This is a genomic window from Acidovorax sp. 59 (assembly GCF_002754175.1).
Taxonomy (GTDB): Bacteria; Pseudomonadota; Gammaproteobacteria; order Burkholderiales; family Burkholderiaceae_C; genus Acidovorax; species Acidovorax delafieldii.
Map to the genome: position 1 here is coordinate 4,793,547 of NZ_PEET01000001.1, position 24,997 is coordinate 4,818,543.

Annotated in this window: 23 protein-coding genes; 17 read left to right on the plus strand and 6 right to left on the minus strand. The window is 65.8% G+C overall.

Annotated features, from left to right (window positions below; genetic code table 11):
- Window positions 1-201: 201 nt before the first annotated feature.
- The 4 genes from yajC (at window position 202) to CLU87_RS21915 (ending at window position 5,907) form a co-directional block, all read left to right on the plus strand.
- On the plus strand, window positions 202-537 hold the full coding sequence (gene yajC, locus CLU87_RS21900) for a preprotein translocase subunit YajC (protein ID WP_015016243.1): 336 nt from the start codon (window positions 202-204) through the stop codon (window positions 535-537).
- 106 nt (window positions 538-643) lie between these two features.
- The gene (gene secD / locus CLU87_RS21905) at window positions 644-2,527 is read left to right on the plus strand and encodes a protein translocase subunit SecD (protein ID WP_099731794.1); all 1,884 of its coding nucleotides are present in this window, start codon (window positions 644-646) and stop codon (window positions 2,525-2,527) included.
- 12 nt (window positions 2,528-2,539) lie between these two features.
- Window positions 2,540-3,490 carry a protein translocase subunit SecF gene (gene secF, locus CLU87_RS21910; RefSeq protein ID WP_099731795.1) on the plus strand — a complete coding sequence of 317 codons (951 nt, stop codon included), beginning with the start codon at window positions 2,540-2,542 and terminating at the stop codon, window positions 3,488-3,490.
- A 17-nt stretch (window positions 3,491-3,507) separates the two neighbouring features.
- On the plus strand, window positions 3,508-5,907 hold the full coding sequence (locus CLU87_RS21915; protein WP_099731796.1) for a DUF1631 domain-containing protein: 2,400 nt from the start codon (window positions 3,508-3,510) through the stop codon (window positions 5,905-5,907).
- A gap of 126 nt (window positions 5,908-6,033) precedes the next feature.
- On the opposite strand, the gene dprA is transcribed toward CLU87_RS21915, so the two are convergent.
- The gene (gene dprA / locus CLU87_RS21920) at window positions 6,034-7,200 is read right to left on the minus strand and encodes a DNA-processing protein DprA (RefSeq protein WP_099731797.1); all 1,167 of its coding nucleotides are present in this window, start codon (window positions 7,198-7,200) and stop codon (window positions 6,034-6,036) included.
- Window positions 7,201-7,279: 79 nt separating this feature from the next.
- A complete protein-coding gene (locus tag CLU87_RS21925) occupies window positions 7,280-8,482 on the minus strand; it encodes a LysM peptidoglycan-binding domain-containing protein (protein WP_099731798.1) in 1,203 nt (400 codons plus the stop codon).
- A 199-nt stretch (window positions 8,483-8,681) separates the two neighbouring features.
- Here CLU87_RS21925 and def point away from each other — a divergent pair, with 199 nt between their 5' ends.
- From def to CLU87_RS21985, 12 genes are all read left to right on the plus strand, one after another.
- Window positions 8,682-9,191: a peptide deformylase gene (gene def / locus CLU87_RS21930; RefSeq protein ID WP_099731799.1), complete on the plus strand. Its 510-nt coding sequence runs from the start codon at window positions 8,682-8,684 to the stop codon at window positions 9,189-9,191.
- Complete coding sequence (locus CLU87_RS21935; RefSeq protein WP_099731800.1) at window positions 9,191-9,697, plus strand: hypothetical protein; 507 nt, start codon at window positions 9,191-9,193, stop codon at window positions 9,695-9,697. Before def ends, CLU87_RS21935 begins: the two co-directional genes overlap by 1 nt.
- A gap of 62 nt (window positions 9,698-9,759) precedes the next feature.
- Window positions 9,760-10,734: a methionyl-tRNA formyltransferase gene (gene fmt / locus CLU87_RS21940; RefSeq protein WP_099731801.1), complete on the plus strand. Its 975-nt coding sequence runs from the start codon at window positions 9,760-9,762 to the stop codon at window positions 10,732-10,734.
- Window positions 10,735-10,781: 47 nt separating this feature from the next.
- The gene (locus CLU87_RS21945) at window positions 10,782-11,555 is read left to right on the plus strand and encodes an AzlC family ABC transporter permease (RefSeq protein WP_369804346.1); all 774 of its coding nucleotides are present in this window, start codon (window positions 10,782-10,784) and stop codon (window positions 11,553-11,555) included.
- Window positions 11,552-11,887 (plus strand): AzlD domain-containing protein, encoded by a 336-nt coding sequence (locus tag CLU87_RS21950; protein ID WP_099731803.1) that lies wholly within the window; start codon window positions 11,552-11,554, stop codon window positions 11,885-11,887. Before CLU87_RS21945 ends, CLU87_RS21950 begins: the two co-directional genes overlap by 4 nt.
- Before the next feature lie 83 nt (window positions 11,888-11,970).
- Window positions 11,971-13,170, plus strand: a complete 1,200-nt coding sequence (locus CLU87_RS21955; RefSeq protein ID WP_099731804.1) for a phosphoglycerate kinase — start codon at window positions 11,971-11,973, stop codon at window positions 13,168-13,170.
- Window positions 13,171-13,386: 216 nt separating this feature from the next.
- On the plus strand, window positions 13,387-14,073 hold the full coding sequence (locus CLU87_RS21960) for a hypothetical protein (protein ID WP_056067885.1): 687 nt from the start codon (window positions 13,387-13,389) through the stop codon (window positions 14,071-14,073).
- A complete protein-coding gene (locus CLU87_RS21965; RefSeq protein WP_056742900.1) occupies window positions 14,070-14,627 on the plus strand; it encodes a FlgO family outer membrane protein in 558 nt (185 codons plus the stop codon). The genes CLU87_RS21960 and CLU87_RS21965 overlap by 4 nt, the downstream gene beginning before the upstream one ends.
- A 185-nt stretch (window positions 14,628-14,812) precedes the next feature.
- Complete coding sequence (pyrF, locus tag CLU87_RS21970) at window positions 14,813-15,637, plus strand: orotidine-5'-phosphate decarboxylase (RefSeq protein WP_099731805.1); 825 nt, start codon at window positions 14,813-14,815, stop codon at window positions 15,635-15,637.
- 99 nt (window positions 15,638-15,736) lie between these two features.
- The gene (locus CLU87_RS21975; protein WP_099731806.1) at window positions 15,737-16,636 is read left to right on the plus strand and encodes a LysR family transcriptional regulator; all 900 of its coding nucleotides are present in this window, start codon (window positions 15,737-15,739) and stop codon (window positions 16,634-16,636) included.
- A gap of 169 nt (window positions 16,637-16,805) precedes the next feature.
- Entirely contained in the window at window positions 16,806-17,780 is a 975-nt protein-coding gene (locus CLU87_RS21980) for a tripartite tricarboxylate transporter substrate binding protein (protein WP_056067894.1), read from the plus strand.
- Window positions 17,777-18,769, plus strand: a complete 993-nt coding sequence (locus CLU87_RS21985) for a succinylglutamate desuccinylase/aspartoacylase family protein (protein WP_099731807.1) — start codon at window positions 17,777-17,779, stop codon at window positions 18,767-18,769. The genes CLU87_RS21980 and CLU87_RS21985 overlap by 4 nt, the downstream gene beginning before the upstream one ends.
- Window positions 18,770-18,817: 48 nt before the next feature.
- Here CLU87_RS21985 and CLU87_RS21990 read toward each other — a convergent pair whose 3' ends face one another.
- Both CLU87_RS21990 and CLU87_RS21995 read right to left on the minus strand, forming a co-directional pair.
- A complete protein-coding gene (locus CLU87_RS21990; RefSeq protein ID WP_099731808.1) occupies window positions 18,818-19,789 on the minus strand; it encodes an EamA family transporter in 972 nt (323 codons plus the stop codon).
- On the minus strand, window positions 19,786-20,226 hold the full coding sequence (locus tag CLU87_RS21995) for an acyl-CoA thioesterase (RefSeq protein WP_099731809.1): 441 nt from the start codon (window positions 20,224-20,226) through the stop codon (window positions 19,786-19,788). The genes CLU87_RS21990 and CLU87_RS21995 overlap by 4 nt, the downstream gene beginning before the upstream one ends.
- A 323-nt stretch (window positions 20,227-20,549) precedes the next feature.
- On the opposite strand from CLU87_RS21995, the gene CLU87_RS22000 reads away from it, so the two are divergent.
- Window positions 20,550-22,520 (plus strand): methyl-accepting chemotaxis protein, encoded by a 1,971-nt coding sequence (locus CLU87_RS22000; RefSeq protein WP_099731810.1) that lies wholly within the window; start codon window positions 20,550-20,552, stop codon window positions 22,518-22,520.
- Window positions 22,521-22,622: 102 nt separating this feature from the next.
- Here CLU87_RS22000 and CLU87_RS22005 read toward each other — a convergent pair whose 3' ends face one another.
- Both CLU87_RS22005 and CLU87_RS22010 read right to left on the minus strand, forming a co-directional pair.
- A complete protein-coding gene (locus CLU87_RS22005; RefSeq protein ID WP_099731811.1) occupies window positions 22,623-23,000 on the minus strand; it encodes a DUF779 domain-containing protein in 378 nt (125 codons plus the stop codon).
- A gap of 182 nt (window positions 23,001-23,182) precedes the next feature.
- Window positions 23,183-24,706 (minus strand): aldehyde dehydrogenase family protein, encoded by a 1,524-nt coding sequence (locus CLU87_RS22010; protein ID WP_099731812.1) that lies wholly within the window; start codon window positions 24,704-24,706, stop codon window positions 23,183-23,185.
- Window positions 24,707-24,997: the final 291 nt, after the last annotated feature.

The following is a 24,997-nucleotide window of genomic DNA, read 5'->3' on the forward strand; positions in this document are numbered from 1 at the left end:
CACCCGTTTTTGGCCTGTATTTCCGCTGGCAGGCCCTTGTGGGGCCCGCAGGTGGCAAACACCCGCTGCGCGCTTGGGTCTTCCCCCTTGGGCGGCGCTCGAGGCGCCGCATACAATGCCCTGTTCTGCCCCCGCAGGCGCTTTGGCGCTTGGTGTGGGCGGGTTGTGTGAATTTTGACCATCCGTTGTGGAGTCCAGTCCGTGTTTATTTCTTCCGCTTTCGCCCAAACCGCACCTGCCGCAGCCGCTGGCGGCGGTGACATCATGTCCTCTCTGACCGGCATGCTGCCCCTGGTGCTCATGTTTGTGGTGCTGTACTTCGTCATGATCCGCCCCCAGATGAAGCGCCAGAAAGAACACCGCGCCATGATCGACGCCATTGCCAAGGGCGATGAAGTGGCTACCGCCGGTGGCATCGTGGGCAAGGTGACGCGCCTGTCCGAAGGGTTTCTGCACATCGAGATCGCCAGTGGCGTGGAAGTGCAAATGCAGCGCAGCGCTGTGGTGCAGGTGCTGCCCAAGGGCTCCGTCAAGTAATCCATGAACATCCCCCTGAGGCGCTGCGCGCCCCGGCCCGTCCGGGCGCGGGGTCAGGGGGCGCTGGCGCGTAGGGCGCCAGCACAACTGAGGTGAGAGCGCGATCATGAACCGTTATCCGGTCTGGAAGTACGCGATCCTGGTGATCGTGCTGCTGGTGGGTGCCTTGTACACCCTGCCCAATTTCTTTGGCGAGGCGCCTGCTGTGCAGGTGTCGTCGGCCAAGGCCACCATCAAGGTGGATACCGCCGTGCAGCAGCGGGTGGAAGAAGCCCTCAAGGCCGCCGGTGTGACGCCTGACTTTGTGGCGCTGGAGGGCAACTCGGTGCGCGCGCGTTTCGACACGCCCGACACCCAGCTCAAGGCCAAGGACGCCATCCAGAAGGCGCTGGTGCCTGACGCCAACGACCCTTCCTACATCGTGGCCCTCAACCTCGTGTCGCGTTCGCCGCTGTGGCTCAAGGCCCTGCACGCCAATCCGATGTACCTGGGGCTGGACCTGCGCGGTGGCGTGCACTTCATGCTGCAGGTGGACATGCAGGCGGCGCTGACCAAGAAGGCCGAGTCCTATGCGGGTGACATCCGCACGGCACTGCGCGACAAGAACATCCGCCATGGCGGCATCAGCCGCGATGGCCAGTCCATCGACATCAAGGTGCGCGATGAAGCCACGGCCACGGCCGCGCGCAACCTGATCGCCGACCAGTTCGCCGATCTCCAGGTCACCACCACGCCAGAAGGCACTGAGTTCAAGCTGCGCGCTTCGATCAAGCCCGAAGCCACACGCCGCGTGCAGGAGCAGGCGCTCAAGCAGAACATGGTCACGCTGCACAACCGGATCAACGAGCTGGGCGTGGCCGAGCCCGTGATCCAGCAGCAGGGCCTGGACCGCATCGTGGTGCAGCTGCCCGGCGTGCAGGACACCGCCAAGGCCAAGGACATCCTGGGCCGCACCGCCACGCTGGAAGTGCGCATGGTGGACGAGGGCACCGAAGCCCGTTCTGCAGAGACAGGCCGTGGCCCCGTGCCGTTCGGCTCCGAGCGCTACCTGGAACGCAACGGCCAGCCCGTCATCGTCAAGAAGCAGGTTATCCTGACCGGCGAAAACCTGACCGATGCGCAGCCGGGCTTTGACGGCCAGACGCAGGAACCCACTGTCAACCTCACGCTGGACGCCAAGGGCTCCCGCATCTTCAAGGACATTACGCGCGAGAACGTGGGCAAGCGCATGGCCATCGTGCTGTTCGAAAAGGGCAAGGGCGAGGTCGTCACGGCCCCTGTCATCCGTTCCGAAATCGGTGGCGGCCGCGTGCAGATCTCGGGCCGCATGACCACGGCCGAGGCCAACGACACCGCCCTGCTGTTGCGCGCTGGCTCGCTGGCCGCGCCCATGGAAATCATCGAGGAATACACCATCGGCCCCAGCCTGGGCGCCGACAACATCGAGCGCGGTATCCACAGCGTGGTGTGGGGCATGGTGGCCATTGCGGTGTTCATGTGCATCTACTACGCACTGTTCGGCATTTTCTCCACCGTCTCGCTGGCGGTGAACGTGCTGCTGCTGCTGGCCATCTTGTCCATGCTGCAGGCCACGCTCACGCTGCCCGGCATCGCTGCCATGGCGCTGGCGCTGGGGGTGGCGATTGACTCCAACGTGCTGATCAACGAGCGCATCCGCGAAGAGTTGCGCGAGGGTGTGTCGCCCCAGGCGGCCATCCACGCGGGGTATGAGCGTGCCTGGGCCACCATCCTGGACTCGAACGTGACCACCTTGATCGCGGGCTTGGCGCTGCTGGCATTTGGCTCCGGCCCGGTGCGTGGCTTTGCTGTGGTGCACTGCATCGGCATCCTGACCAGCATGTTCTCGGCAGTGTTCTTCTCGCGTGGCCTGGTGAACCTGTGGTACGGCCGCAAGAAGAAGCTCAAGAGCGTGGCCATCGGTCAGGTGTGGAAGCCTGAGTCCGATAGTGCTGTGGCCAAGACAAACTAAAGGAGGAAGACCATGGAATTCTTCCGTATCCGCAAAGACATCCCTTTCATGAAGCACGCGTTGGTCTTCAACGCGATCTCCTTCATCACTTTCGCTCTGGCGGTGTTCTTCCTGCTTACGCGTGGGCTGCACCTGTCGGTGGAGTTCACGGGCGGCACCGTGATGGAAGTGGCCTACAGCCAGCCCGCCGAACTGGCCAAGGTCCGCGACACCGTGGCCGCACTGGGCTACCCCGACGTGCAGGTGCAGAATTTCGGCACCTCGCGTGACGTGATGATCCGCCTGCCCGTGCAAAAGGGCGTGACGTCCGCACAGCAGAGCGAGCAGGTGCTGGGCGCCTTGAAGGCTGCAGACCCCGCAGTGATCTTGCGTCGCACCGAATTTGTAGGCCCGCAGGTGGGCGAGGAACTGGTGCACGGCGGCCTGATGGCGCTGGCCATGGTGGTCGTGGGCATCGTGATCTACCTGGCCTTCCGCTTTGAGTGGAAGTTCGGCGTCGCTGCAATCATTGCCAACCTGCACGACGTGGTGATCATCCTGGGCTTCTTTGCGTTCTTCCAGTGGGAGTTCTCGCTGTCGGTGCTCGCCGGCGTGCTCGCAGTGCTGGGTTACTCGGTGAACGAATCGGTCGTGATCTTCGACCGGATCCGCGAGGCCTTCCGCAAGTACCGCAAGATGACCACGCACGAGGTGATCGACCACGCCATCACCAGCACGATGAGTCGAACCATCATCACCCACGCCTCTACCGAGGCGATGGTGCTGTCAATGTTCTTCTTTGGCGGCCCGAGCTTGCACTACTTTGCATTGGCGCTGACCATCGGTATCCTGTTCGGTATCTATTCCTCGGTGTTCGTGGCGGCGGCTATTGCCATGTGGCTGGGCGTCAAGCGCGAGGACCTCGTCAAGCCCGCCAAAAAGGAGGGGGATCCCAACGATCCCCATGCCGGAGCTACCGTCTGACCCGCTAATATCTGTTCATGCACACCACGCCCCCTTCTGTTCCGCAACGCCGCCTGGCCCGCCAGGCGCGCCAGCGGTTTGTAGAGGGGATCTGTGGAGGGTTGGTGGATCTGGACAAGACCGTCCAGGACTTCCTCACCGCGTTGATGAACCAGACGGGCACAGCCCGCGAGATGCAGTCGCGCCGGGATGCGTGGCTGCAGTACCAGCAAAAACATTCCGCATGGACGGAGCGCGCCGGCAAGGCCTGGCAAGAGGCGCTGGCTCCCCACGTCAGCTCTACACGTGGCCAGCTGGCGGCTGGTGGTGGTGGGCTCAGTCAGTTCGAGCTGCTCAGTGACGATGTGGTCGAGAACAAGATCCTCGCCTCGCGCATGGCATTGACGGTGAACGAGCAGGTCAGCCATCAGTTCGACACCTTGCGCCAGCGCACCCAGTCGCTGGAGGGGCAGGAGCTGGACAGTAGCGACATCCTGCGACCCGATACGGTATGCCTGTTGCTGGTGGAACAATGGGTGGAGGCAGGGCTACCCCGCACGGACCTGCAAACCGTGGTGGACCCCCTGCAGCGCGAGTTGGCCAACCTGCTTCAGAAGCACTACCAGGCGGTCAACGTGTTCTACGTAGAGCAGGGCATCACGCCGCAGGTCGATCTCAAATCCAAGGTGCGCCGCACGCAGGGGGGCACCGCCACGGGCAGTGGCGGGGGCGATTCGGGTTCTGGAGGCTTGGCTTCGCAGGCCCTGGCGCAGACCCGCCAGGCCATGATGGCCGCGCGCGGAGGAGTGCAGCAGCCTCCCGGCATGCCCGCTGGGGCTCGGCCGATGGGGCCACCGGGCACGCAGATGCCGCCCCCCGGACATGGCGGCTACCCCCGGCCACAACACGGAATGCCCACGGCCTTTGCCACGGGCATGACGCCGCTCGCCCGGGCACGCCAGCGTGCGCAGGGTGTGATGGGGCAGTTGCGACGGCTGCTCACGCAGCCCGCCACCGGCTTTGACATGGTGAATGCGCCGCCCGCTTCGGCCGCGCTGGCCCATGCACTCACGGCGCACCGCGTGCATGCGGACACCTACTACAGTGGCGTGGCCACGCTGATGGAAGACTACAGCCCTGCAGCCGTGGTCCAGTTGGTGGGCGCCGTGCGGGAGCGCTCCACCGAACTCAAGAAGAAAGCGACCACCTCGGGCGAGAAGGCCATCATCGAGGTGGTGGCGTTGATGTTCCAGAGCATCCTCGCAGAGGACCGGATACCGCCCGCCGTGCGGGTGTGGTTTGCCCGGCTGCAGGTGCCGGTGCTGCGTGTGGCCTTGGCTGAGCCCGAATTTTTCAGCAATCTCGACCATCCCGCCCGCAAGCTGATCGACCGCATGGGTGCCTGTGTACTCGGGTTTGACGCGACCAGCATCAATGGCAGCGCGTTGGAAGCCGAGATTCGCCGTGTGGTGCAGGTGATCGAGCAGTACCCCGAGACCGGACGCCGCGTCTTCCAGCTCGTCTATGACGAGTTCGAGAAATTCCTGGCCAAGTTCCTCACTGAAAAGCAGGTCACCTCGCGCCTGGTAAGCGTCGCCCAGCAGGTCGAGCAACGGGAAACGCTGGCGATCCAGTACACCATCGAGCTGCGCACCATGTTGCGCGACATGCCAGTGCGCGACGAGATCCGCGAGTTCCTGTTCAAGACCTGGGCCGAGGTGCTGGCGCTGTCGGCCGTGCGCGATGGCCCTCAACATGCCGACACGGTGGCCTTCAAGCGCACGGCAGCAGACCTCGTCTGGGCCGCCAGCGCCAAACCCAATCGCAGCGACCGGGCCCAGGTCATCCAGAACCTGCCCGCGCTGCTGCAACGCCTGCGCCAAGGGCTGACCCTGCTGGGCGTGAACGGCGCGGCGCAGGATGCGCAGGTCAAAGTGTTGACAGACACCCTGGCCGACGCCTTTTTGTCCAAGACGGCGTCCATTCCCCAGGCGCACATCGATGCCATGGCCAAGCGCCTGGCCAACCTCGAAGACTTCATCAGTGACGCCACGCTGGGTGACATGCCGCTCAATGCGGACAACATCGAGATGATGCTGGGCATCGACGCCTCGTCCATCCACGTGATTGCTGACAACGGTGCTCCGGTGGACGATGCCATGGTGGTCTGGGCGCAGGATCTGCAGCCGGGCACCTGGTACACACTGGACCACAACGGTGCATCGGCCCAGGTGCAGTACGCCTGGCAAAGCCAGCGCAAGCAGTTGCACCTGTTTGCTGCGGTGGATGGCAGCAGTTACCTGATCCAGTTGCGCCGCCTGGCGGCGTACCTGCAGGCTGGCTTGCTGGTGGCCCAGGACGAGGAAGGGCTCACGCTGCGCGCCACGCGCGATGCCCTGGCCAAGCTGGACGCCAACCCGGAACGATTGCTGGACTGAGCCCCCCGCAGGCGTTGCTCAGTGCCTGTGTGAGATATCCTGTGAGATCGTCAACAGGCGCTTATCCGGGATGCGTGTTGGCATCCCTTGCGCCCCTCTGGCCCCGGGCGATCACTGAGTGATCAGCTATCCCCTGCCGACCCGCTGAAACAACCCCCCCGGCAACCGCGCAATGCTGCCGTCGAGTTCCAGTTCCAGCAGGGCCACCTGCAAGGCCGATGCGCCCATGCCCGTGCGGGCGACCAGAGCATCCAGCCCCATGGGGTCGTAGCCCAAGGCGGCGAGCACGGGGTCTTCGCTGCCGTCCGATTCAGCGACTCCTGCGGCGTTCGCGCCTTCGTGGGGCAGGCCGGACATGGTGGTGGCGGGGATCTTGAGTTCTTCCAGTACATCCTGGGCAGACTCCACCAGCTTGGCGCCTTGACGGATCAGCGCATGGCAGCCGCGTGACTGCGGTGCATGAATGGAACCTGGAATGGCAAACACTTCACGCCCCTGCTCGGCCGCCATGCGGGCTGTGATCAGCGAGCCCGATGCCAGTGCGGCTTCCACCACCAGCGTGCCCTGCGAGAGGCCCGAAATGATGCGGTTGCGTTTGGGAAAGTTGGCTGGCAGCGGTGGAGTACCCAGGGGGTACTCGCTGACGATCAGTCCGAGTGCGGCAATGCGATGGGCCAGGTCCAGGTTCTTGCGCGGATACACGCGGTCGAGCCCGGTGCCTACCACGGCGATGGTGGCGGCCCTTGCGCAAGGGGGTGTCGCCGAGTCCAGCGCGCCTTCGTGGGCAGCAGTGTCTACCCCCAGCGCAAGCCCCGACACGATGGTCAAGCCTGCGCTGTGCAGCGCGCGGGCAAACAGGCGAGCGTTCTCTGCACCCTGGGCGGTGGGATTACGGCTCCCGACTACAGCGAGACAGCGATCACTGGGAAAAGGCTGGTGCTCCAGCAGTGATGCCGGGCCTATGAGGTACAGCAGCAGCGGCGGGTCTTCCGTGTCCAGCAGGGCTTGGGGATAGCGCAGGTCGCCCAGGCTCACGATGGCGCGCGCGGGGCCTTGTGGGACAGCACTGGCAAGCCATTGGGCGGTGGTCTGCCACAGGGCTTCCCACCCCTGCGGAATCTCGCGCAACGCCTTGGCCTGCGCGGCGGGCACACAGAGTTGCAGGGCGGCTTCGGTCTGCTGAAAGATGGATTGCGGCAAGCCAAAGCGTGCCAGCAGACGCCGCGCGGCCCCGTTGCCAATGCCTGGCGTCAAGGTCAGCCGCAGCCAGGCGCCGAGTTCGTCGTGGTCCATGGATACCAGTACGGCGCGGCAACGTGACTACCGCAGCGCAGGAACCCCGCGCGGCGATACGTACTACCGGCCCTCAGCGTTACTTGGGGTTGACCAAGCGGTCGCCGACGCGCACACCGTTGCGGATTTCCAGCAGCAGCACATAGGACACGCGCTCGAAGGTGCGGAACACCATGGCAGTGCCGTTGATTTCACTGGGCAGCTTGACCATCGCCCTGTTGCTGTCGGTCATGTCCTTGATGCGGTCGCCCTTGGTGAGCAGGCTGAGCACATGGCCAGGCTCCAGTCCGTCCTGCGAACCCATATTGATGGCTACCACCTGATTTTGGGCTGCGTAGGCCACGGCCGAACTGCCATAAATGGACACCACGCGGGCATCCACTTCCATCTCGGGGGCTCGGGGGGTGTAGCTCAGGAACGGACGCGCTGGCGCGGGGAGAAGGCGGTCACCAGCGCGGACCTCTTCTTTGGTGGCCGACAGATCCACGGTGGCGGGGATGTATTCCGCCGTGTATCCACCCTTGCCGTTCGGAATTTCTTCGAACGACTCGCCACGCACCAGTTCCGCTTTGCCCAGGTACTGGGCTTCGTATCCCAGCACTTCGGCCGTCACGGGGTCCTTGAGCGCCACGGCATTGCGGAAAACACGGTAGTACCGGGGTTCGCCCGCTTCTGCCAGCATGGGCGACGCGGCGTCCCCACGCACATAGACACGGTCGCCCGCCGCCATCAGCACGCGCTCTTCGGTCGTCGCGATCACGCGCGGGGCGCTCAGCAGCACTTGCTCGTCCACCACCAACGGCTCGACCAGGAACGGCTCAATGAGGTGCTGCTTGAGTGTGGGCAGCGCAGAATCGGCCAGACTGTCGCTGCGCGTGCGCGGCGAGATGCGTACGGTTTCGGGTTCGTTCGAGCGGCTGGTGCTCAGGCGGGCGTAGCCCCCTTCCTTGATGAGGTACAGCGTCTGGCCCGGGAAGATCAGGTGCGGGTTGGGGATGGCCTTGAGGTTCATGCCCCAGAGCTCGGGCCAGCGCCAAGGGCGCTTGAGGTACATGCCCGAAATGCCCCACAGCGTGTCGCCCCGCTTGACGGTGTAGGTGTCGGGGGCGTTGGGGGCCAGCTCTTCCAGGGGCACACCCCGCTCGGACACCTGCTGCGCTGTGGCGCGCTGGCCGCTGGAGATCGGGTAGTTTTGCGCCTGGGCCGGCATGACCAGCAGGGCGCCAGCAATGATGGTGAGCGCGCCCAGGGCGGTCCGCCGCACGCTGGTGAATGCCGTCATGTTGTTCCTTTTCTCATGCATTGGGAAACGCCCCCTCGCTGGCACCTCGGCGCACAAAGCAGGCGTGCGGCCGGGCAAATACGTTACAAAGCTTCTTAGATTCTCTGCTCAAGCCCTTGATTCGGCAACGATTATTGGCTCGCAGGGCGGCAGTAGGCCGCAAAAGTGGCGAAAATAGCGACATCTCTTACCTGCAGCCATGGCAATCCTTCCCATTCTCTGTTACCCGGACCCCCGGCTTCACAAGGTCGCCCGCCCCGTCCAGGCGGTGGACGACCGCATCCGCACGCTGGTGGCAGACATGCTGGCCACGATGTACGACGCGCACGGCATTGGCTTGGCGGCCACCCAGGTGGATGTGCATGAGCGGCTGGTGGTCATCGACGTGTCGGAGGAGCGCGATCAGCCCCTGGTGTTGATCAACCCCGAACTGGTCTGGACCAGCGCCGAAAAGCACCTGAACGAAGAAGGCTGCCTGTCGGTGCCTGGCATTTATGACGGCGTGGAGCGTTTTGACGCGGTGCAGGTGCGCGCGCTGGACGCTCAGGGCCAGTCCCGCGTCATCGAGGCCGACGGACTGCTGGCGGTCTGTATTCAGCACGAGATGGACCACCTGATGGGCAAGGTGTTTGTGGAATACCTCTCTCCCCTCAAGCGCAACCGCATCAAGACCAAGATGGTCAAGCAGCAGCGGGAGGCGCGCGGGTGATGCACGCAGCGCTCTGCGTCCGCCGGGGCGTCAGAGTGCTGGCGCTGGTGGCGCTGGCTTGCCAGTTGGTGGGCTGTGTGCTGCCGGCCCGTGAACGGCCCGGCGCGTTGCGGGCCGAAGTGATCGCTCGCCTGGGCCCGCCAACCGCCACGATAGCGCTGCCCTCTGGCGAGCGGCTGCTGTACTCGGAATTACCCGCCGGGTTTGCCGCCTACAACCTCGACTTTGATACCAGTGGCCGGCTGGTGCGCAACGAGCAGGTGCTCACGCAGCAGCGATTCGAGAACCTGCCCGTGGGCACCTGGACCCGTGCCGACCTGCAAAACACCTTCGGAATGCCCTTGCGTGTCGAGCATGTGGCGCGCTTTGATGGTGATATCTGGACCTACCGCTTCCGGCAGAACTCGGACCTGCGACAGGCCCATGTGCACCTGGATCGCCAAGGGGTGGTGCGCCAGGTGTTGTTCACCGACGAACTGCCGAATTTTGACAACGCACGCGATTGACTGGTTGGGTGGTCCCGCTGGGCCACTGAGTCCCGCGCCCACCTGAGCCGCTATCTGCTTTCATGAGAGTCATTTTTGCTGGTACCCCCGAATTCGCCCGTGTGGCCCTGGAGCGGCTGTTGTCTGCAGGCTTCACCGTTCCACTGGTTCTCACGCAACCGGATCGCCCCGCTGGCCGTGGCATGAAGCTGCAGGCTTCGCCTGTGAAGCAATGCGCACTGGAGCACGGCATTGCTATCGCACAGCCCCGCAGCCTGCGCCTGGATGGCAAATACCCCGAGGATGCCGCTGCAGCGCGCGAAGCCCTGCTCGCAGCCCAGGCCGATGTGATGGTCGTGGCCGCCTACGGGCTGATCCTGCCGCAGTGGACCCTGGATCTACCGCGCCTGGGCTGCCTGAACATCCACGCGAGCCTGCTGCCGCGCTGGCGCGGGGCCGCCCCCATCCACCGCGCCATCGAGGCAGGCGATGCGGAAACGGGCGTCACCATCATGCAGATGGACGCCGGGCTGGACACGGGCGACATGCTGCTCACCGAGCGCCTGCCCATCGCCCCGAGCGACACCACGGCCACCTTGCACGACCGCCTGGCCGCGCTGGGCGGTCGCATGATCGTCGAGGCGCTGGAGCTGGCCGCCTGCGGTGGCCTCACTGCCGTGCCGCAACCGGCAGACGGCATCACCTACGCCCACAAGATCGAAAAGGCCGAGAGCACGATCGACTGGACACTGCCTGCCGCAGTCATTGGCCAGCGCATTCGCGCGTTCGATCCCTTCCCGGGGGCCAGCACCGAGTGCAACGGCGAGACGATCAAGATCTGGAGCTATGCAATTGATAGCGTTCAAGGCATATCCGACCAGCGCCCCGGGCAGATTTTGGCTGCAGATGGCGCCGGAGTGACTGTCGCATGCGGTAGCGGCACGGCCTTGCGCCTGACCACGTTGCAGCGGGCGGGTGGCAAGCGGCTGGCGGCGGCTGATTTCTTGCGCGGCTTTGACCTGCAGCCGGGCATGGTGCTGGGCGCCAACCCTGCATGAGCGTGTCTGCTGCCCTGGGCCGGACACTGCGCCACCCCTCCTTCCGCATGGCTGCCATCGACATGGCGGGCACGTCGCTGGGCATCGCCGCCTGGGGGTTGGTCACCGGGGTGGCCATGGTCAAGAGTGGCATGTCGGTCGGCATGGCGGTGTTCATGTCGCTGCTGGTGTATGCCGGCAGTGCCCAGCTTGCCGTCATTCCGCTGCTGTCCGTGGGCGCGCCGCTGTGGGTGGTGTGGCTCACGGCCGCCTGCGTCAACCTGCGGTTTGTGATCTTCAGCAGCATGTGGCGCAGCTACTTTGCGCACCTGCCGCTGCGCCAGCGCCTGGCCGTGGGGTATTTCAGCGGGGACGTGATCTATGTGGCGTTCATGAAGCGCTTTCCGGAACCCCGACCGGCGCCAGAGCAGGTGCCGTACTTCTGGGGCGCTGCCTCTACCAACTGGCTGGCTTGGCAGGTGCCGTCCATCGCCGGCATCCTGCTGGCCAACGCGGTGCCCCTGTCTTGGGGGCTGGGTTTTGCGGGGGTGCTGGCCTTGCTGGGCGTGCTGCTGTCCCTGCTGTTCGACCGGGCCACCTGGCTCGCTACGGGCGTTGCAGCGACCGCGGCGATTGCTGCGTTTGCCTTGCCGCTCAAGCTCAACATCCTGGTGGCGTTGGCGGCCGCCGTGGCCGCGGGACTGCTGATGGAGGCCGTGGACCGCCGCCGTCGCCAACCCGAGTTGCTGCTGGTGCCCGCTGACAGCGTCATGCCGCCCGAGGAACGTGAGCATGTCGAGGCGGGCGATGTGGTGCCGCTGCGCCAGGAACGCCACCCATGAGCTGGTCCTGGATCTATCCCTTGCTGGCCACTGTGGGCCTGGCGGTGATCACGGTGGTGTCACGCTCTTTTTTCATGATCCCGGAGCGTGAGCTGCCCCTGCCCGACTGGCTCAAGCGTGGCCTCAAATATGCCCCGCTGGCCGCGCTCACCGCCGTCATCGCGCCCGAGATCCTCATGGTGCAGGGCGAGTTGATCGACACCTTCATGGACGCCCGCCTGCCGGCTGTGCTGTTGGCCAGCGTGTATTACTTCTGGCGCCGGGGCATCCTGGGCACCATTCTGGTGGGCATGGCGGTGTATCTGCCACTGCACATCGGCTGGGGCTGGTAGGTGCTGGCGGCGGCCGGCCGCGTCAGCAGGGCCGCCTAAAATGGCGCCCCTGATCCACCGGCCCCTCCAGGAAACCTTCCCCCATGAACATCCTTCGCTTTTCCGATCTGTGCGCCCAGGGCAAGGCCCGCAACCAGCGCGTCTTCATCCGCGCCGACCTGAACGTGCCGCAAGACGACGCCGGCAACATCACTGAAGACACCCGCATCCGTGCCTCCATTCCCGCGGTCCGCATGGCGTTGGACGCTGGTGCCGCCGTCATGGTCACCAGCCACCTCGGCCGCCCGACTGAAGGCGAATTCAAACCCGAAGACTCCCTGGCCCCCGTGGCCCAGCGCATGGCCGAACTGCTGGACCGTGAAGTGCCGCTGGTCGCCAACTGGGTGGATGGCGTGCAAGTGGCCCCCGGCCAGATCGTGCTGCTGGAAAACTGCCGCCTGAACGTGGGTGAGAAGAAAAACAAAGAGGAGCTGGCACGCAAGATGGCCGCGCTGTGCGACATCTTCGTGAACGACGCGTTTGGCACCGCCCACCGCGCCGAAGGCACCACCTACGGTATCGCCCAGTACGCCCCCATCGCCTGCGCCGGCCCGCTGCTGTCGGCCGAGATCGATGCCCTGACCAAGGCCCTGGCGCATCCCCAGCGCCCGCTGGCGGCCATCGTGGCGGGCTCCAAGGTGTCCACCAAGCTCACCATCCTGCAAAGCCTGGCCGACAAGGTGGACCAGCTCATCGTGGGCGGCGGCATTGCCAATACCTTCATGTTGGCGGCAGGCCTGCCCATCGGCAAGAGTCTGGCTGAGCCCGATCTGCTGGACGCCGCCAAGTCCGTGATGGCTGCCATGAAGGCGCGTGGCGCCGAGGTGCCGATCCCCACGGACGTGGTCGTGGCCAAGACATTTGCTGCGGATGCCCCCGCCACGGTGAAGGCCGCCACGGACGTGGCGCCCGACGACATGATCCTGGACATCGGCCCCGAGACGGCTGCCCGCCTCGCGGCCCAGCTCAAGTCTGCTGGCACCATCGTCTGGAATGGCCCCGTGGGCGTGTTCGAGTTTGCCGCTTTTGAGAACGGTACCAAGCAACTCGCCAAGGCGATTGCCGAATCCTCGGCCTTCAGCATTGCGGGTGGTGGCGACACGCTGGCCGCCATTGCCAAGTACGGCATCGACAAACAGGTGGGTTACATCTCCACCGGTGGCGGTGCTTTCCTGGAAGTGCTGGAAGGCAAAAAGCTGCCCGCTTTCGACATCCTGGAGCAGCGCGCAGCCGCTTCCGTGTAAGCAAATGCAAGGCGGGCCACCGCAAAGGTGGCTCTGCCTGCTTACACGCCTTGCATCGGCACACAACTGTGACCAAAAACAACGAACTGTGTACGCCGGAGCGTAGTTAGCGTAATTTTTTCTTGTTTTTGTTGAGGATACCGCCCAGAATTATTTTTCAATCGTGCGGGTCGCATCTGTTCGGATCCTCGCAAATTCAGTCCGTAGGAGGGAATCATGTCGTTTTCAAAGGCAATCAGCTTGGCCGTGCTGGCTGGCGCTGTGGCAACTTTGGTGGGGTGCGCACAGAGGGCGCCTATTCCCGTCGCGGAAAATTTCGAGTACACCTCGCAGCCCAAGGTTCGCTCCGCCGGACATTGGGACCTGGTCTCGCGCGATGTGGTCAATCAGACGCTGAGCACCCTGGACAAGGCCGGCGTGGCCCCCAACACCCCCCTGCATGTGTCCTTGCCCGCCAATGCCACGCAGTTTGAGACCGCGTTCCGCGAGTTCCTGATCACCAAACTGGTCCAGAACGGCGCCGTGGTGCAGCAGAACCTGGGCCAGGCCCTGGAAGTCTCCTACGGTATCCAGGTCGTGCGTCACAACAGCGACCGCCCGCACTTCATCCCTGGTCAGTTCACCATGCTGGCTGCAGGCCTGTTTGCCGCCTACGGCTTGCGCCATGAGCACATCGACGCCCAGCTGGCCGCAGGCCTGGGTCTGTCGATCGCCGCCGACTATGCCAACAGCATCAACTCCGGTGGCCCGACCAACACCGAGCTGATCCTGACCACCACCGTCACGCGCGGCGGCCAGTACCTGGCTCGCAAGACCGACGTGTACTACCTGGAAAACGCTGACACCCCGTTGTTCACGCGCCCCTCGTACAAGAACGTCAACATGAAGGTTGTCTCGCAATGAAAACCCCCGCACTTCTTCTGACGGTGCTGGCCGGCGTGGTGCTGGCCGGTTGCGCCAACAACGCTGCGCCGGTGCGCGTCGAGCCCACCTACCAGGAAGCCGCCAGCAGCCAGTTCATCCAGAGCAGCCGTGACGCGGTGACCAAGCTGACCACCGGTTTTGACATGAACTCGCTGGGTGGCGGGCCCGTGCTCGTGGCCACCGTGGTCAACGTCAACGACCTCAGCCGCGCCGCCCCGCTGGGTCGCACGTTGTCCGAGCAGTACGCCACCAGCATGGCGGCCAGCGGCTTCAACGTGAAGGAAATCAAGCTGCGCGGTGACGTGTTCGTGCGCGAAGGCCAGGGCGAGCTGCTGCTGTCGCGTGAGATCAAGGACATTGCCCGCAACCACAACGCCTCGCTGGTGCTGGTGGGCACCTACTCAGCGGCTGCCAACTACACCTACGTGAGCCTGAAGCTGGTGCGCACCGAAGACAGCCGCATCGTGCGTGGCTACGACTACGCGCTGCCCAACGACCGCGACGTGCAACGCCTGTTGGCTGTGCCCCGCTGATCTTTCGTTCTCACCAGGGACTTGTTGCTCCCTGTACTACCGCAAAAAGGCCGTCTCGACGGCCTTTTTTGTTGCCCGTCGGCACACCCCGGGGTGCCCGAAACCCCCGCTTCGCAGAACCTCTCTTCGACGATCACGGTCCCCGGCGGGGGCATCCCGTGCCCACCCACCTAAAATCACGCCCCATGAACTTCACCGACATGCTGCGCGACGCCACGGCACAGAACAACTCCCTGCTGTGCGTGGGCCTGGACCCTGAACCCACGCGGTTTCCCGCCGCGATGCAGGGCGACCCCCGCAAGATCTATGACTTTTGCGCGGCCATCGTGGACGCTACCGCCGACATGGTGTGTGCCTTCAAGCCGCAGATCGCCTACTTCGCTGCGCACGGTGCCGAGGACCAGCTCGAACGCCTGATGCAGCACATGCGGGCCAACGCACCGCAGGTGCCGGTGATCCTGGACGCCAAGCGCGGCGACATCGGCTCCACGGCCGAGCAGTACGCCAAGGAGGCCTTCGAGCGCTACGGTGCCGATGCCGTCACGCTGTCGCCCTTCATGGGCTTCGACTCCATCGAGCCCTATCTGGCCTACCACGGCAAGGGCGCGTTTTTGCTCTGCCGTACGTCCAACCCCGGCGGCGATGACCTGCAGACCCAGCGCCTGGCCAGCGTCGAGGGCCAGCCGCTCATGTACGAGCATGTGGCGCGTCTGGCGCAAGGCCCCTGGAACAAGAACGGCCAGCTCGGCCTGGTGGTGGGCGCCACCTACCCGCAGGAGATCGAGCGCGTGCGTGCCATCGCGCCCACGCTGCCGCTGCTGATTCCGGGCGTGGGTGCCCAGGGTGGTGATGCCGCCGCCACCGTGCGCGCCGGGCTGCGCAGTGACGGGCCGATCATCGTGAACTCGTCGCGGGCCATTCTCTACGCGTCCAAAGGGGAGGACTTTGCTGCGGCCTCGCGTGCAGAAGCCATGCGCACCCGAGGCGTTCTGGAAGCTGCCCGGGGCTGAGCCCTCTCACTCCGACCGCGGTGTCTGGTCCTACAAAGGGGCCGGCACAGCCCGGGCACCAGCCCACCGACCGGACAGCCGCCCCTTCAGGAGCCGACGATGCAGTTGAAATGGCTGGAAGACTTCATCGTGCTGGCGCAGGAGCGCAGCTTCACCCGCGCGGCGGAGCTGCGGCATGTCACCCACCCCGCGTTTGGCCGCCGCATTCGTGCGCTGGAAGCCTGGGCTGGCACGCCGCTGGTGGAGCGCGGCAGCGGTGGCCCGGTCACCCTCACGCCCGCCGGGCAGAGTTTTCTGGAGACCGCCGGCCACCTGGCCCGCAGCCTCACCCAGTCGCACGAAGAGCTGCAAAGCCTGGCCGGGCGGCAGGCCCGCACCGTGACCCTGGCCACGGGCCGCACCTTGGCGCGCACCGTGGTGGCCGACTGGCTGGTGCGCCTGCAGCCCATTTTGCAAGGCGGCGAGCTGTGCATTCGCACCCGGGCGCTGGCCGACACCGTGGGCATGCTGGAGCGCAACGAGGCCGATTTTTCGCTCGTGTACCACCACCCGGCTTTGGCCATCCGTCTCGATGCGCGGCAGTTCACGCACCTGACGGTGGCCTCCGACCGGCTGGTGCCCGTCTCGCGCGCCACGGCGCAGGGACAGGCGTTGCACCGGTTCGGGCCCGACGCCACGCGGGTGCCCTACCTGGCCTACGCCCCCCAGCTGGCCTTGGGGCGGCTGGTGGAAGACCACCTGGCGCACAACCCCCATGCGCCTCGGCTGCAGCGCGTGGTGGAGTGCGACTCGGCCGACGCCCACTACGAATACGTACAAAAAGGCCTGGGCGTTGCGTGGCTGCCCTGGTCCATGGTGTTTGCCGACTGCAAGGCCCAGCGCCTCGCGCTGGCGGGTGACGCCCGCATGGAGGTGCGTTTTGACGTGCGCCTGTACCGCCCCAAGCGCCGCCTGGGGCCGCTGGCCGAGGCGCTGTGGAAGGCCCTGGCGCAGCGCTGATGAGCGCGTGTCCACGGTGAGAGACCTGCGGGTTTCCCCGTGGCAGGCATCGCGAATCAGCACGACCTGGTGCCGTTTTGGCACCAACAGCCAGGGGCCGGTTTTTCACAATCCAATCCATACCTCACCCGCCCCATTCAGCCCCACGCCTTTGCCAAGGAGTTTCACCATGACCACCGTCCGTCCCTTGCGCCGTGCTGCACTGCTGTGCGGCCTGGCCGTTCTCGCTGCCCCTGCCATCGCGCAAGACGCCTACCCCAGCAAGCCCATCACCATCGTGGTGGGCTATCCGCCCGGCGGCAGCACCGACCTGACCGCACGCACGGTGGCCACCGAGCTGGGCAACAAGCTCGGCGTGCCGGTGGTGATCGAGAACCTGGGCGGTGCAGGTGGCGCGATCGGTGCGCAGAAGGTGGCCAACGCCGCACCCGACGGCTACACCCTGCTGGTGGGCGCCAACAACGAGATCGCCATCAACAAGCTCGTGACCAAGAAGGTCAAGTACGACATCAAGGACTTCACCGCCATCGGCCTCATTGCCTCCCAGCCGCTGGTGCTGGTGGCCTCCACCGGCGCGGGCGTCAAGAACATGGCGGAGTTCACGCAGAAGGTGTCCAAGAACCCCGGCAAGTTCAGCTACGGCAGCTCGGGCGTGGGCACGGCGCTGCACCTGGCGGGCGAGGCCGTGAAGGAGCAAGGCAAGCTGTTCATGACCCACATCCCCTACCGGGGCGTGGCGCCGCTCACCAGCGACCTCATGGGCAACAACCTGGAGTACGGCGTGTTCGTGCTCTCCAGCGGCCTGCCGCACATCAAGAGCGGCAAGGTGATTGCATTGGGCACCACCGAGGCCAAGCGCTCCGCCACCACACCCGACATCCCCGCGCTGGCCGAGTCGCCGCAGTACAAGAACGTGGACATCAGCGTGTGGTTTGCGCTCATGGCGCCTGCCAACCTGCCCAAGCCGGTGACCGACAAGCTCAAGAAGGCGCTGGCCGACAGCCTGCAATCGCCGGACTTCCGCAAGAAGATGGAAGCCAGCGGGTCCACCGTGGCCTCGCCCACCGTGAACATCGACCAGTTCCTGACCACCGAAGTGGCCAAGTACAAGAAGATTGTCGAATTCGCCAAGATCGAAGAATGAGCAGCAGCACTCTCCCCCCCGCATCCGTGCAACCCCTGGTGTTTGCGCTGCCCGCCCCCGACATCGGCGCCTGGCGTGCAGGCAACACCGGCACCGAAGGCGTGTGGCACTTTGACTCGGGCCGGCCCGGCCGCCACGTGATGATCAGCGCCCTGGTGCATGGCAACGAGCTGTGCGGCGCCTGGGCGCTCAAAGGCCTGCTCGACGCCGGTGTGCGCCCGCAGCAGGGCACGCTCACGCTTGCGTTCTGCAACCTCGATGCCTTCGACCGGTTTGACCCTGGCAACCACGACGCCTCGCGCTTCACCGACGAAGACCTCAACCGCCAGTGGCTGGACGAGCGCATCGATGCGGCCGACACCAACGAGCGCCGCCGCGCCGCCGCGCTGCGCCCGTGGGTGGCGCAGGCCGACTGGCTGCTCGACATCCATTCCATGCACGAGCCCTCGGCGCCGTTGCTGCTCACCGGCATCCAGCCGCGCAACCTGGCGCTGGCGCGTGCCATGCGCTCGCCCGAGCACATCGTGGTGGACGCCGGCCACAAGGACGGCGTGCGCATGCGCGACTACGGCCGGTTTGGTGACCTGGACGATAACGGCACCCGCTCGCTGCTGATCGAATGTGGCTTCCATGGCGACCCGGCCAGCCGCGCCGTGGCGCAGGACCAGTGCGTGCGCTTCATCGAGCAGTCTGGCGCCCTGAGCGCCGACGCACTGGCGCAGCAGCTGCCCGGCTGGCGCCTGCCCGACGCACCGCGCCAGTGGGCACTGGAGGTGACCGGCCCCGTGGTCGCCACCAGCAGCGCCTTCCGCTTCGTGGCGCCGTACACGGGCCTGGAAGTGTTCGAGAAGGCGGGCACGGTGATTGGTGACAACGACGGCGTGCCGGTGGTCACTCCGTACGACGACTGCGTGCTGGTCATGCCCTCGGTGCGCCAGGCACGTGCCGGGGTGACCGTGGTGCGCTTTGCGCGGCGCAGGTTGCTGTAGCCGGTGCGGTGGCTGAATGCTATCCAATTGATAGCTTTTGCAGCATATTCAACTAGCGCTACCGGCCATTTTGGCTTGTAGTCTGGGCCCCAGCACCACACAGGCCAGCGCCGCCACCACCAGCGCAATGCCCGCCCACTGCCAGGGCGCCACGCCCTCGTCCAGCAGCAGCCAGCCTGCGGTGAGGCCCACCACTGGCACCGCCAGACTGAACGGCGCCACGCGGTTGGCGGGGTAGCGCTGCAGCAGGTTGGTCCACAGCGCGTAGCCCACGATGGTGGCGGCCCAGCCCAGGTAGGCCACGGCGGCCCATGACAGCAGCGGCACGCTGGCCAGCGTCTGCCACTGCAGCCAGCGCGCGGCGTCAGGGTCGAACAGGGCGGACAGCGCCATGAACGGCAGCACCGGCACCAGGCTGCTCCAGATCACAAAGGCCAACGGATCAAAGCCCGGGCTGTGCTGCTGCGCCAGCCGCGCCACGATGTTGGACGACGCCCACATCGCCGCGCCACACAGCGTGAGCAGCAGGCCCGCCAGCGTGGTGGCTGCCGCCACCCCCATGCCGGAGCCCGGGCTCACATAGTTCATCGCAAAACACACCAGCCCCAGTGCGGCCAGCCCCATGCCCACGCGCAGCGGCAGCCCCGGCCGCTCGCGCAACAGCGCAAAGCCCAGCAGCGCCGTGAAGAACACCTGGGTCTGCAGCAGCACGCTGGCCAGCCCGGCCGTCATGCCCACCTTGAGTCCCATGAACAAAAAGCCGAACTGCCCAACGCCCTGGAACAAGCCGAACAGCAGCACCCAGCGCCAGTGCATGCGCGGCGGGCGCACCAGCAGCACCAGCGGCAGCGCTGCACACAGGTAGCGCGCGGCGCCCAGCTGGAAGGGGCTGAAGCTGCGCAGCCCCCACTTCATCGCCACAAAGTTCACGCCCCAGAGGATCACCACCACCAGCGCCGCGAGCAGGTCGCGCGCACGCAGCGGGCTGGTGGCGGATGCGGCCTGTGCAGCGCCGCTCATTGCGCCGCGCGCGCTGCGTCGATGTGGGCCTTCACGCGCTGGGCCAGTGCAATGTCGCCGGGCGTCTCGGGGCTCCATTTGTCTACGGTGCGCGGCTGGTCGCTGGCATCCACGGCGGTGTACACGGCCACGCAGTGCACCACATCCTCCAGCGGCGCGCCGTGGACGGCGCCGCTGCGCACCTCCACCGCCAGGCACATGCTGGTGTCGGTGGTGTAAGCCAGGCGCGCGTGCACCTCGACCAGATTGCCCGGCCGGATAGGGCGCACAAAGTGGGCGCCGCCCACAAACTCGGTCACGCAATCCCCTTGGGCCCAGGCGCTGGCGCAGGCAAATCCAGCCTCATCCACCCAGCGCAGCACCGTGCCACCGGGCACGCGGCCCGCCTGGGGCAGGGTGGACTGGGACGCCAGGAAACGCAGGGTGATCGAGTGCATGCCAGGGGCTCCAGAGGATGGGGATGTGTTCATTATTCTCCAGCGCACCGGCGGCCGTAGCCCCTTTGCGCACCGGTACACAGCCCGATACCGGCCGTCCAGCCACGGGCGGGGAAGCTCTGCGTGACTTGACCTGAGTCAAAACCATACTGCGGACACGTCCCTACATTGAGAACCATTCCGTTTGGCCTTCAGAGCGTGTTGGTGATCCCCTGCGAGATCGTCAACAGGTTCTTGAGAGGGCCGCTATCCAGTCGGCGGTGCCGACACCCGCCCCTGGGGCCTACTCTAAAGCGCACGCCGTGTGGCCTGCGTCCATTGCCATGTCATTGCTTCACCGGTTGAACCTGCTCGAAAAATTCCTCATCCTGGGGACCATCGGGCTCATGATGAGCGCCTTGCCCACCTTCCTGGTGGTGCGCGACTCCCTCCACGCCATCGACCACGCGCGCCTGGAAGCGCAGGGCGTGGCCCCGGCCCAGGCGCTCACGCTGCTGGTGCAGCGCATGCAGGTGCACCGTGGCCTGTCGGTGGGCATGCTGGGGGGTGACGAGTCGCTGGCCGCGCGCCGCCCTGCCGCGCGCGATGCGGTCAACACCGCGCTGGACGACGTGAGCGCCCGCTTTGCCGCCGCCAAGGTGCCTGCGGCGCAGATGGCGGCCTGGACCCAGGCGCAGCAGACCTGGCGCACCCTGGAGCAGGCCGTGGCCGCACGCAGCATCGAACAGGTGCAAAGCACCGCGCAGCACACCCAACTCATCGCAACGCTGCTGCAGCTCAACGAGGCGCTGGTGCATGCCTATGGCCTGCAGATCGACCCCGAGGCCGACACCCACGCGCTGGTGCAGGCGTCGCTGGCCCAAGCCCCCATGCTGGGGGAAAAGCTGGGCATGCTGCGCGCCCAGGGCGCCAGCGCCTTGGGCAAGCGCGAGCTCACGCCCCAGGGCAAGGGCCAGCTGCTGGTGCTGCAGCAACGCGTGGCCGAGCTGCAGGGCGACACCTTCCGGGGGCTGGACCGCGCCCTGCAGGGCAATGCCGAGCTGCAGCGCGCGCTGGGCAGCAGCGTGCAGGCCGTGCAAGGGCAGATCCAGCAGTCGCTGCAGATGGTGGAGCGCGACATCCTCAACGCCACGGAGCTGCAGCTGCCGTCCAAGGATTACTTTGACGCGTTCACCCGCACCATCGAGGCGCTGAACGCGCTCAACAACCTGTCGATGACCAGCCTGGACCAGGCGCTGCAGGCGCGCGTGGCGGGGCTGCAGCGCAACCTGCTGTGGGTGGCGCTGGCCTTGGTGCTCACGCTGTCGGCCACCAGTGCAATGGCGCTGGTGTTTGTGCGCTCCATGACCGGGCCGCTGTCGCAGGCCGTGGCGCTGTCACGCGCTGTGGCGCAGGGAGACCTGAGCGGCGCCCCCATTGCCCATGGCACCAACGAGGTGGGTCAGTTGCTGGAGGCGTTGCAGCAGATGCGCACACAACTCACGCAGGTGGTGCGCAACGTGCGCAGCGGGTCAGAAAGCGTGGCCACCGCCAGCGTGCAGATTGCCCAGGGCAACACCGACCTGTCGGCCCGCACCGAAAGCCAGGCCAGCGCGCTGGAAGAAACCGCCGCGTCCATGGAGCAGCTCAACGCCACCGTGCGCCAGAACGCCGACAGTGCCCAGCAGGCCAGCCAGCTGGCCGCCAATGCCAGCACCGTGGCCGTGCAGGGCGGTGAAGTGGTGGCGCAGGTGGTGGACACCATGCACGGCATCAACGCCTCGTCGCAGAAGATCTCCGACATCATCGGCGTGATCGACTCCATCGCGTTCCAGACCAACATCCTCGCGCTGAACGCCGCGGTGGAGGCGGCCCGTGCGGGCGAGCAAGGCCGGGGCTTTGCGGTGGTGGCCAGCGAGGTGCGCAGCCTGGCCGGGCGCAGTGCCGAGGCCGCGCGCGAGATCAAGACGCTCATCAGCGCCAGCGTGGAGCGCGTGGCCCAGGGCAGCGCCCTGGTGGACCGCGCCGGCGCCACGATGAGCGAGGTGGTGGGCGCCATCCGCCGCGTGACCGACATCGTGGGCGAGATCAGCGCCGCCAGCCACGAACAGTCCCTGGGTGTGGCCCAGGTGGGCGAGGCCGTGACGCAGATGGACCAGGTGACCCAGCAGAACGCTGCACTGGTCGAAGAGATGGCCGCCGCCGCCAGCAGCCTCAAGAACCAGGCCGAAGACCTGGTGCACGTGGTGTCGGTGTTCCGCCTGGGGGATGAAGCGGGTGGCCGTGGTGCCATGGCGGCGCTACGAATTCAATAGCTACAGCGGCATATTGCACTAGCGCTACCGGTCTGAATGACCCGAATTGTGCTGGAGCGGGCATGAAGGGGCGTCATGGAGGGCCGTACAGCCCCCGGGGGGTCACGCCGCAGGCCCGTGCGCGATGCCCAGTTCGGTCAGCTCGGCGTCGGTGAACACCCGCGAGCGCGTGTGAAAGGCCTTGCCCTCCGGCCCCTCCAGCGAAAACGTGCCGCCCGTGCCTTCGATCACATCGATGATGAGCTGCGTGTGCTTCCAGGTCTCGTACTGCGCACGCCCGATGTAGAACGGGCAGCCGCCAATATCGCCCAGGTACACGTCGCCCGCACCCATCGTGATCTCACCCGGCAGATAGCAGTTGGCCGCGCTGTTGTCGCAGCAGCCGCCACTCTGGTGGAACATGAGCGCAGGGCCATGCTTTGCTTGCAGAAAGGCCACCAACTGCAGCGCGGCAGGGGTGGCGGTGACTTTTTCGACCATGGGGTGTCTCCAGCGTGCAATGCAAAAAACGCGGCCAGTTGGAACAACGAGCCGCGTCAGTAGAAACGTTTCCAGCGGTTCACAAACCGTCTCTGGCTAGGCGCCTCCGTCGCAGACAGTGGCAGCGCCACGGCCAGACGGAGCAACGACGCCAGGGGCGGTTTTTGGACCGCCACCCCAGATCAGAAGAAGCCCAGCTTGTTTTCCGAGTACGACACCAGCAGGTTCTTGGTCTGTTGATAGTGGTCCAGCATCATCTTGTGCGTCTCACGCCCAATGCCCGACTCCTTGTAGCCACCAAACGCCGCATGCGCGGGGTACGCGTGGTAGCAGTTGGTCCACACCCGCCCGGCCTTGATGGCGCGGCCCATGCGGTAGGCCACATTGCCGTTGCGGCTCCACACACCGGCGCCCAGGCCATACAGCGTGTCGTTGGCAATGGCGAGGGCTTCGGCTTCGTCCTTGAAGGTGGTCACGGCCAGCACGGGACCGAAGATTTCTTCCTGGAAGATGCGCATCTTGTTGTGGCCCTTGAACAGCGTGGGCTGCACGTAGTAGCCGCCTTCCAGGTCGCCGCCCAGGTGGGCCTGGCCGCCACCGGCGAGCACTTCGGCGCCTTCCTGCTTGCCCAGGTCCAGGTAGCTCAGGATCTTGGTGAGCTGCTCTTTGCTGGCCTGCGCGCCCATCATGCTGTCGGTGTCCAGCGGGTTCTGGTGTTTGATAGCGGCCACGCGCTTCAAGACACGCTCCATGAATTGGTCGTAGATGCTTTCCTGGATCAGCGCGCGGCTCGGGCAGGTGCAAACCTCGCCCTGGTTGAACGCAAACAGCACCAGGCCTTCAATCGCCTTGTCCAGAAACGCATCGTCCTTGTCCATCACATCGGCAAAGAAGATGTTGGGGCTCTTGCCGCCCAGCTCCAGCGTAGCGGGGATCAGGTTGTTGGCAGCGGCCTGCGCAATCACGCGGCCGGTGCTGGTGGAACCGGTAAACGCGATCTTGGCGATGCGCTTGCTCTGCGCCAGCGGCATGCCCGCCTCGCGGCCGTAGCCGTTGACGATGTTGAGCACGCCGGGCGGCAGCAGGTCGGCAATCAGCTCGACCAGGATCAGGATGGAGATGGGCGTGGACTCTGCAGGCTTGAGCACCACGCAGTTGCCGGCACCCAGCGCGGGGGCCAGCTTCCAGGCGGCCATCAGGATGGGGAAGTTCCACGGAATGATCTGGCCCACCACGCCCAGCGGTTCCTGGATGTGGTACGCCACCGTGTTCTCGTCGATGTTGCTCAAGGCACCTTCCTGCGCACGCACGCAGCCCGCAAAGTAGCGGAAGTGGTCCACGGTGAGCGGGATGTCGGCGTTCAGCGTCTCGCGGATGGCTTTGCCGTTGTCCACGGTTTCGGCGTAGGCCAGGCGCTCCAGGTTTTCTTCGATGCGGTTGGCGATCTTGAGCAGGATGTTGGCGCGCGTGGCGGCATCGGTCTTGCCCCAGGCGTCGGCCGCAGCGTGGGCGGCGTCCAGGGCCAGCTCGATGTCTTCGGCCGTGGAGCGCGCGGCCTGGGTGTAGACCTTGCCGCTCACGGGCGTGATGACATCGAAGTACTGGCCCTTGACGGGCGGCACGAATTTGCCGCCGATGAAGTTGTCGTAACGGGGCTTGTAGGTGATCTTGGCGCCAGCGGCGCCGGGGGCTGCGTACACGGTCATGGTGTTGTCTCCTGCGATGGTTGTGTGCATCGGGCGGTCTCTTTAGGCCTGTCCGATGCCAATCCCTTACTCAAAACACATGCCAGCAGGCCACGGCGCGCGAAGTGTTGATTTCATTGGATTTTTTCGGCAGCCCAGGGCGGACACCTGTTGCAGCCGCCCGCATCGCGGTGTGCCGGGCCGCGACACCTGTCACGAAATGGAACAGTTGGCACACCGCTTGCGCCCACACCCTTGCCCCGCGCCGTCGAGCCCGCCATACTGGCCCACACACCACAAGCGGGCCGCCCT

Coding starts and splice junctions, on each gene's coding strand:
- CLU87_RS21965 (WP_056742900.1), top strand. CDS start 14,070: ATGAAAACCCCCGCACTTCTTCTGACGGTGCTGGCCGGCGTGGTGCTG.
- CLU87_RS21915 (WP_099731796.1), top strand. CDS start 3,508: ATGCACACCACGCCCCCTTCTGTTCCGCAACGCCGCCTGGCCCGCCAG.
- CLU87_RS21935 (WP_099731800.1), top strand. CDS start 9,191: ATGCACGCAGCGCTCTGCGTCCGCCGGGGCGTCAGAGTGCTGGCGCTG.
- CLU87_RS21925 (WP_099731798.1), bottom strand. CDS start 8,482: ATGACGGCATTCACCAGCGTGCGGCGGACCGCCCTGGGCGCGCTCACC.
- CLU87_RS22005 (WP_099731811.1), bottom strand. CDS start 23,000: ATGGTCGAAAAAGTCACCGCCACCCCTGCCGCGCTGCAGTTGGTGGCC.
- CLU87_RS21955 (WP_099731804.1), top strand. CDS start 11,971: ATGAACATCCTTCGCTTTTCCGATCTGTGCGCCCAGGGCAAGGCCCGC.
- CLU87_RS21975 (WP_099731806.1), top strand. CDS start 15,737: ATGCAGTTGAAATGGCTGGAAGACTTCATCGTGCTGGCGCAGGAGCGC.
- CLU87_RS21950 (WP_099731803.1), top strand. CDS start 11,552: ATGAGCTGGTCCTGGATCTATCCCTTGCTGGCCACTGTGGGCCTGGCG.
- secF (WP_099731795.1), top strand. CDS start 2,540: ATGGAATTCTTCCGTATCCGCAAAGACATCCCTTTCATGAAGCACGCG.
- CLU87_RS22010 (WP_099731812.1), bottom strand. CDS start 24,706: ATGACCGTGTACGCAGCCCCCGGCGCCGCTGGCGCCAAGATCACCTAC.
- CLU87_RS21985 (WP_099731807.1), top strand. CDS start 17,777: ATGAGCAGCAGCACTCTCCCCCCCGCATCCGTGCAACCCCTGGTGTTT.
- fmt (WP_099731801.1), top strand. CDS start 9,760: ATGAGAGTCATTTTTGCTGGTACCCCCGAATTCGCCCGTGTGGCCCTG.
- CLU87_RS21945 (WP_369804346.1), top strand. CDS start 10,782: ATGGCTGCCATCGACATGGCGGGCACGTCGCTGGGCATCGCCGCCTGG.
- CLU87_RS21990 (WP_099731808.1), bottom strand. CDS start 19,789: ATGAGCGGCGCTGCACAGGCCGCATCCGCCACCAGCCCGCTGCGTGCG.
- dprA (WP_099731797.1), bottom strand. CDS start 7,200: ATGGACCACGACGAACTCGGCGCCTGGCTGCGGCTGACCTTGACGCCA.
- def (WP_099731799.1), top strand. CDS start 8,682: ATGGCAATCCTTCCCATTCTCTGTTACCCGGACCCCCGGCTTCACAAG.
- CLU87_RS21995 (WP_099731809.1), bottom strand. CDS start 20,226: ATGCACTCGATCACCCTGCGTTTCCTGGCGTCCCAGTCCACCCTGCCC.
- CLU87_RS21980 (WP_056067894.1), top strand. CDS start 16,806: ATGACCACCGTCCGTCCCTTGCGCCGTGCTGCACTGCTGTGCGGCCTG.
- secD (WP_099731794.1), top strand. CDS start 644: ATGAACCGTTATCCGGTCTGGAAGTACGCGATCCTGGTGATCGTGCTG.
- CLU87_RS22000 (WP_099731810.1), top strand. CDS start 20,550: ATGTCATTGCTTCACCGGTTGAACCTGCTCGAAAAATTCCTCATCCTG.
- CLU87_RS21960 (WP_056067885.1), top strand. CDS start 13,387: ATGTCGTTTTCAAAGGCAATCAGCTTGGCCGTGCTGGCTGGCGCTGTG.
- pyrF (WP_099731805.1), top strand. CDS start 14,813: ATGAACTTCACCGACATGCTGCGCGACGCCACGGCACAGAACAACTCC.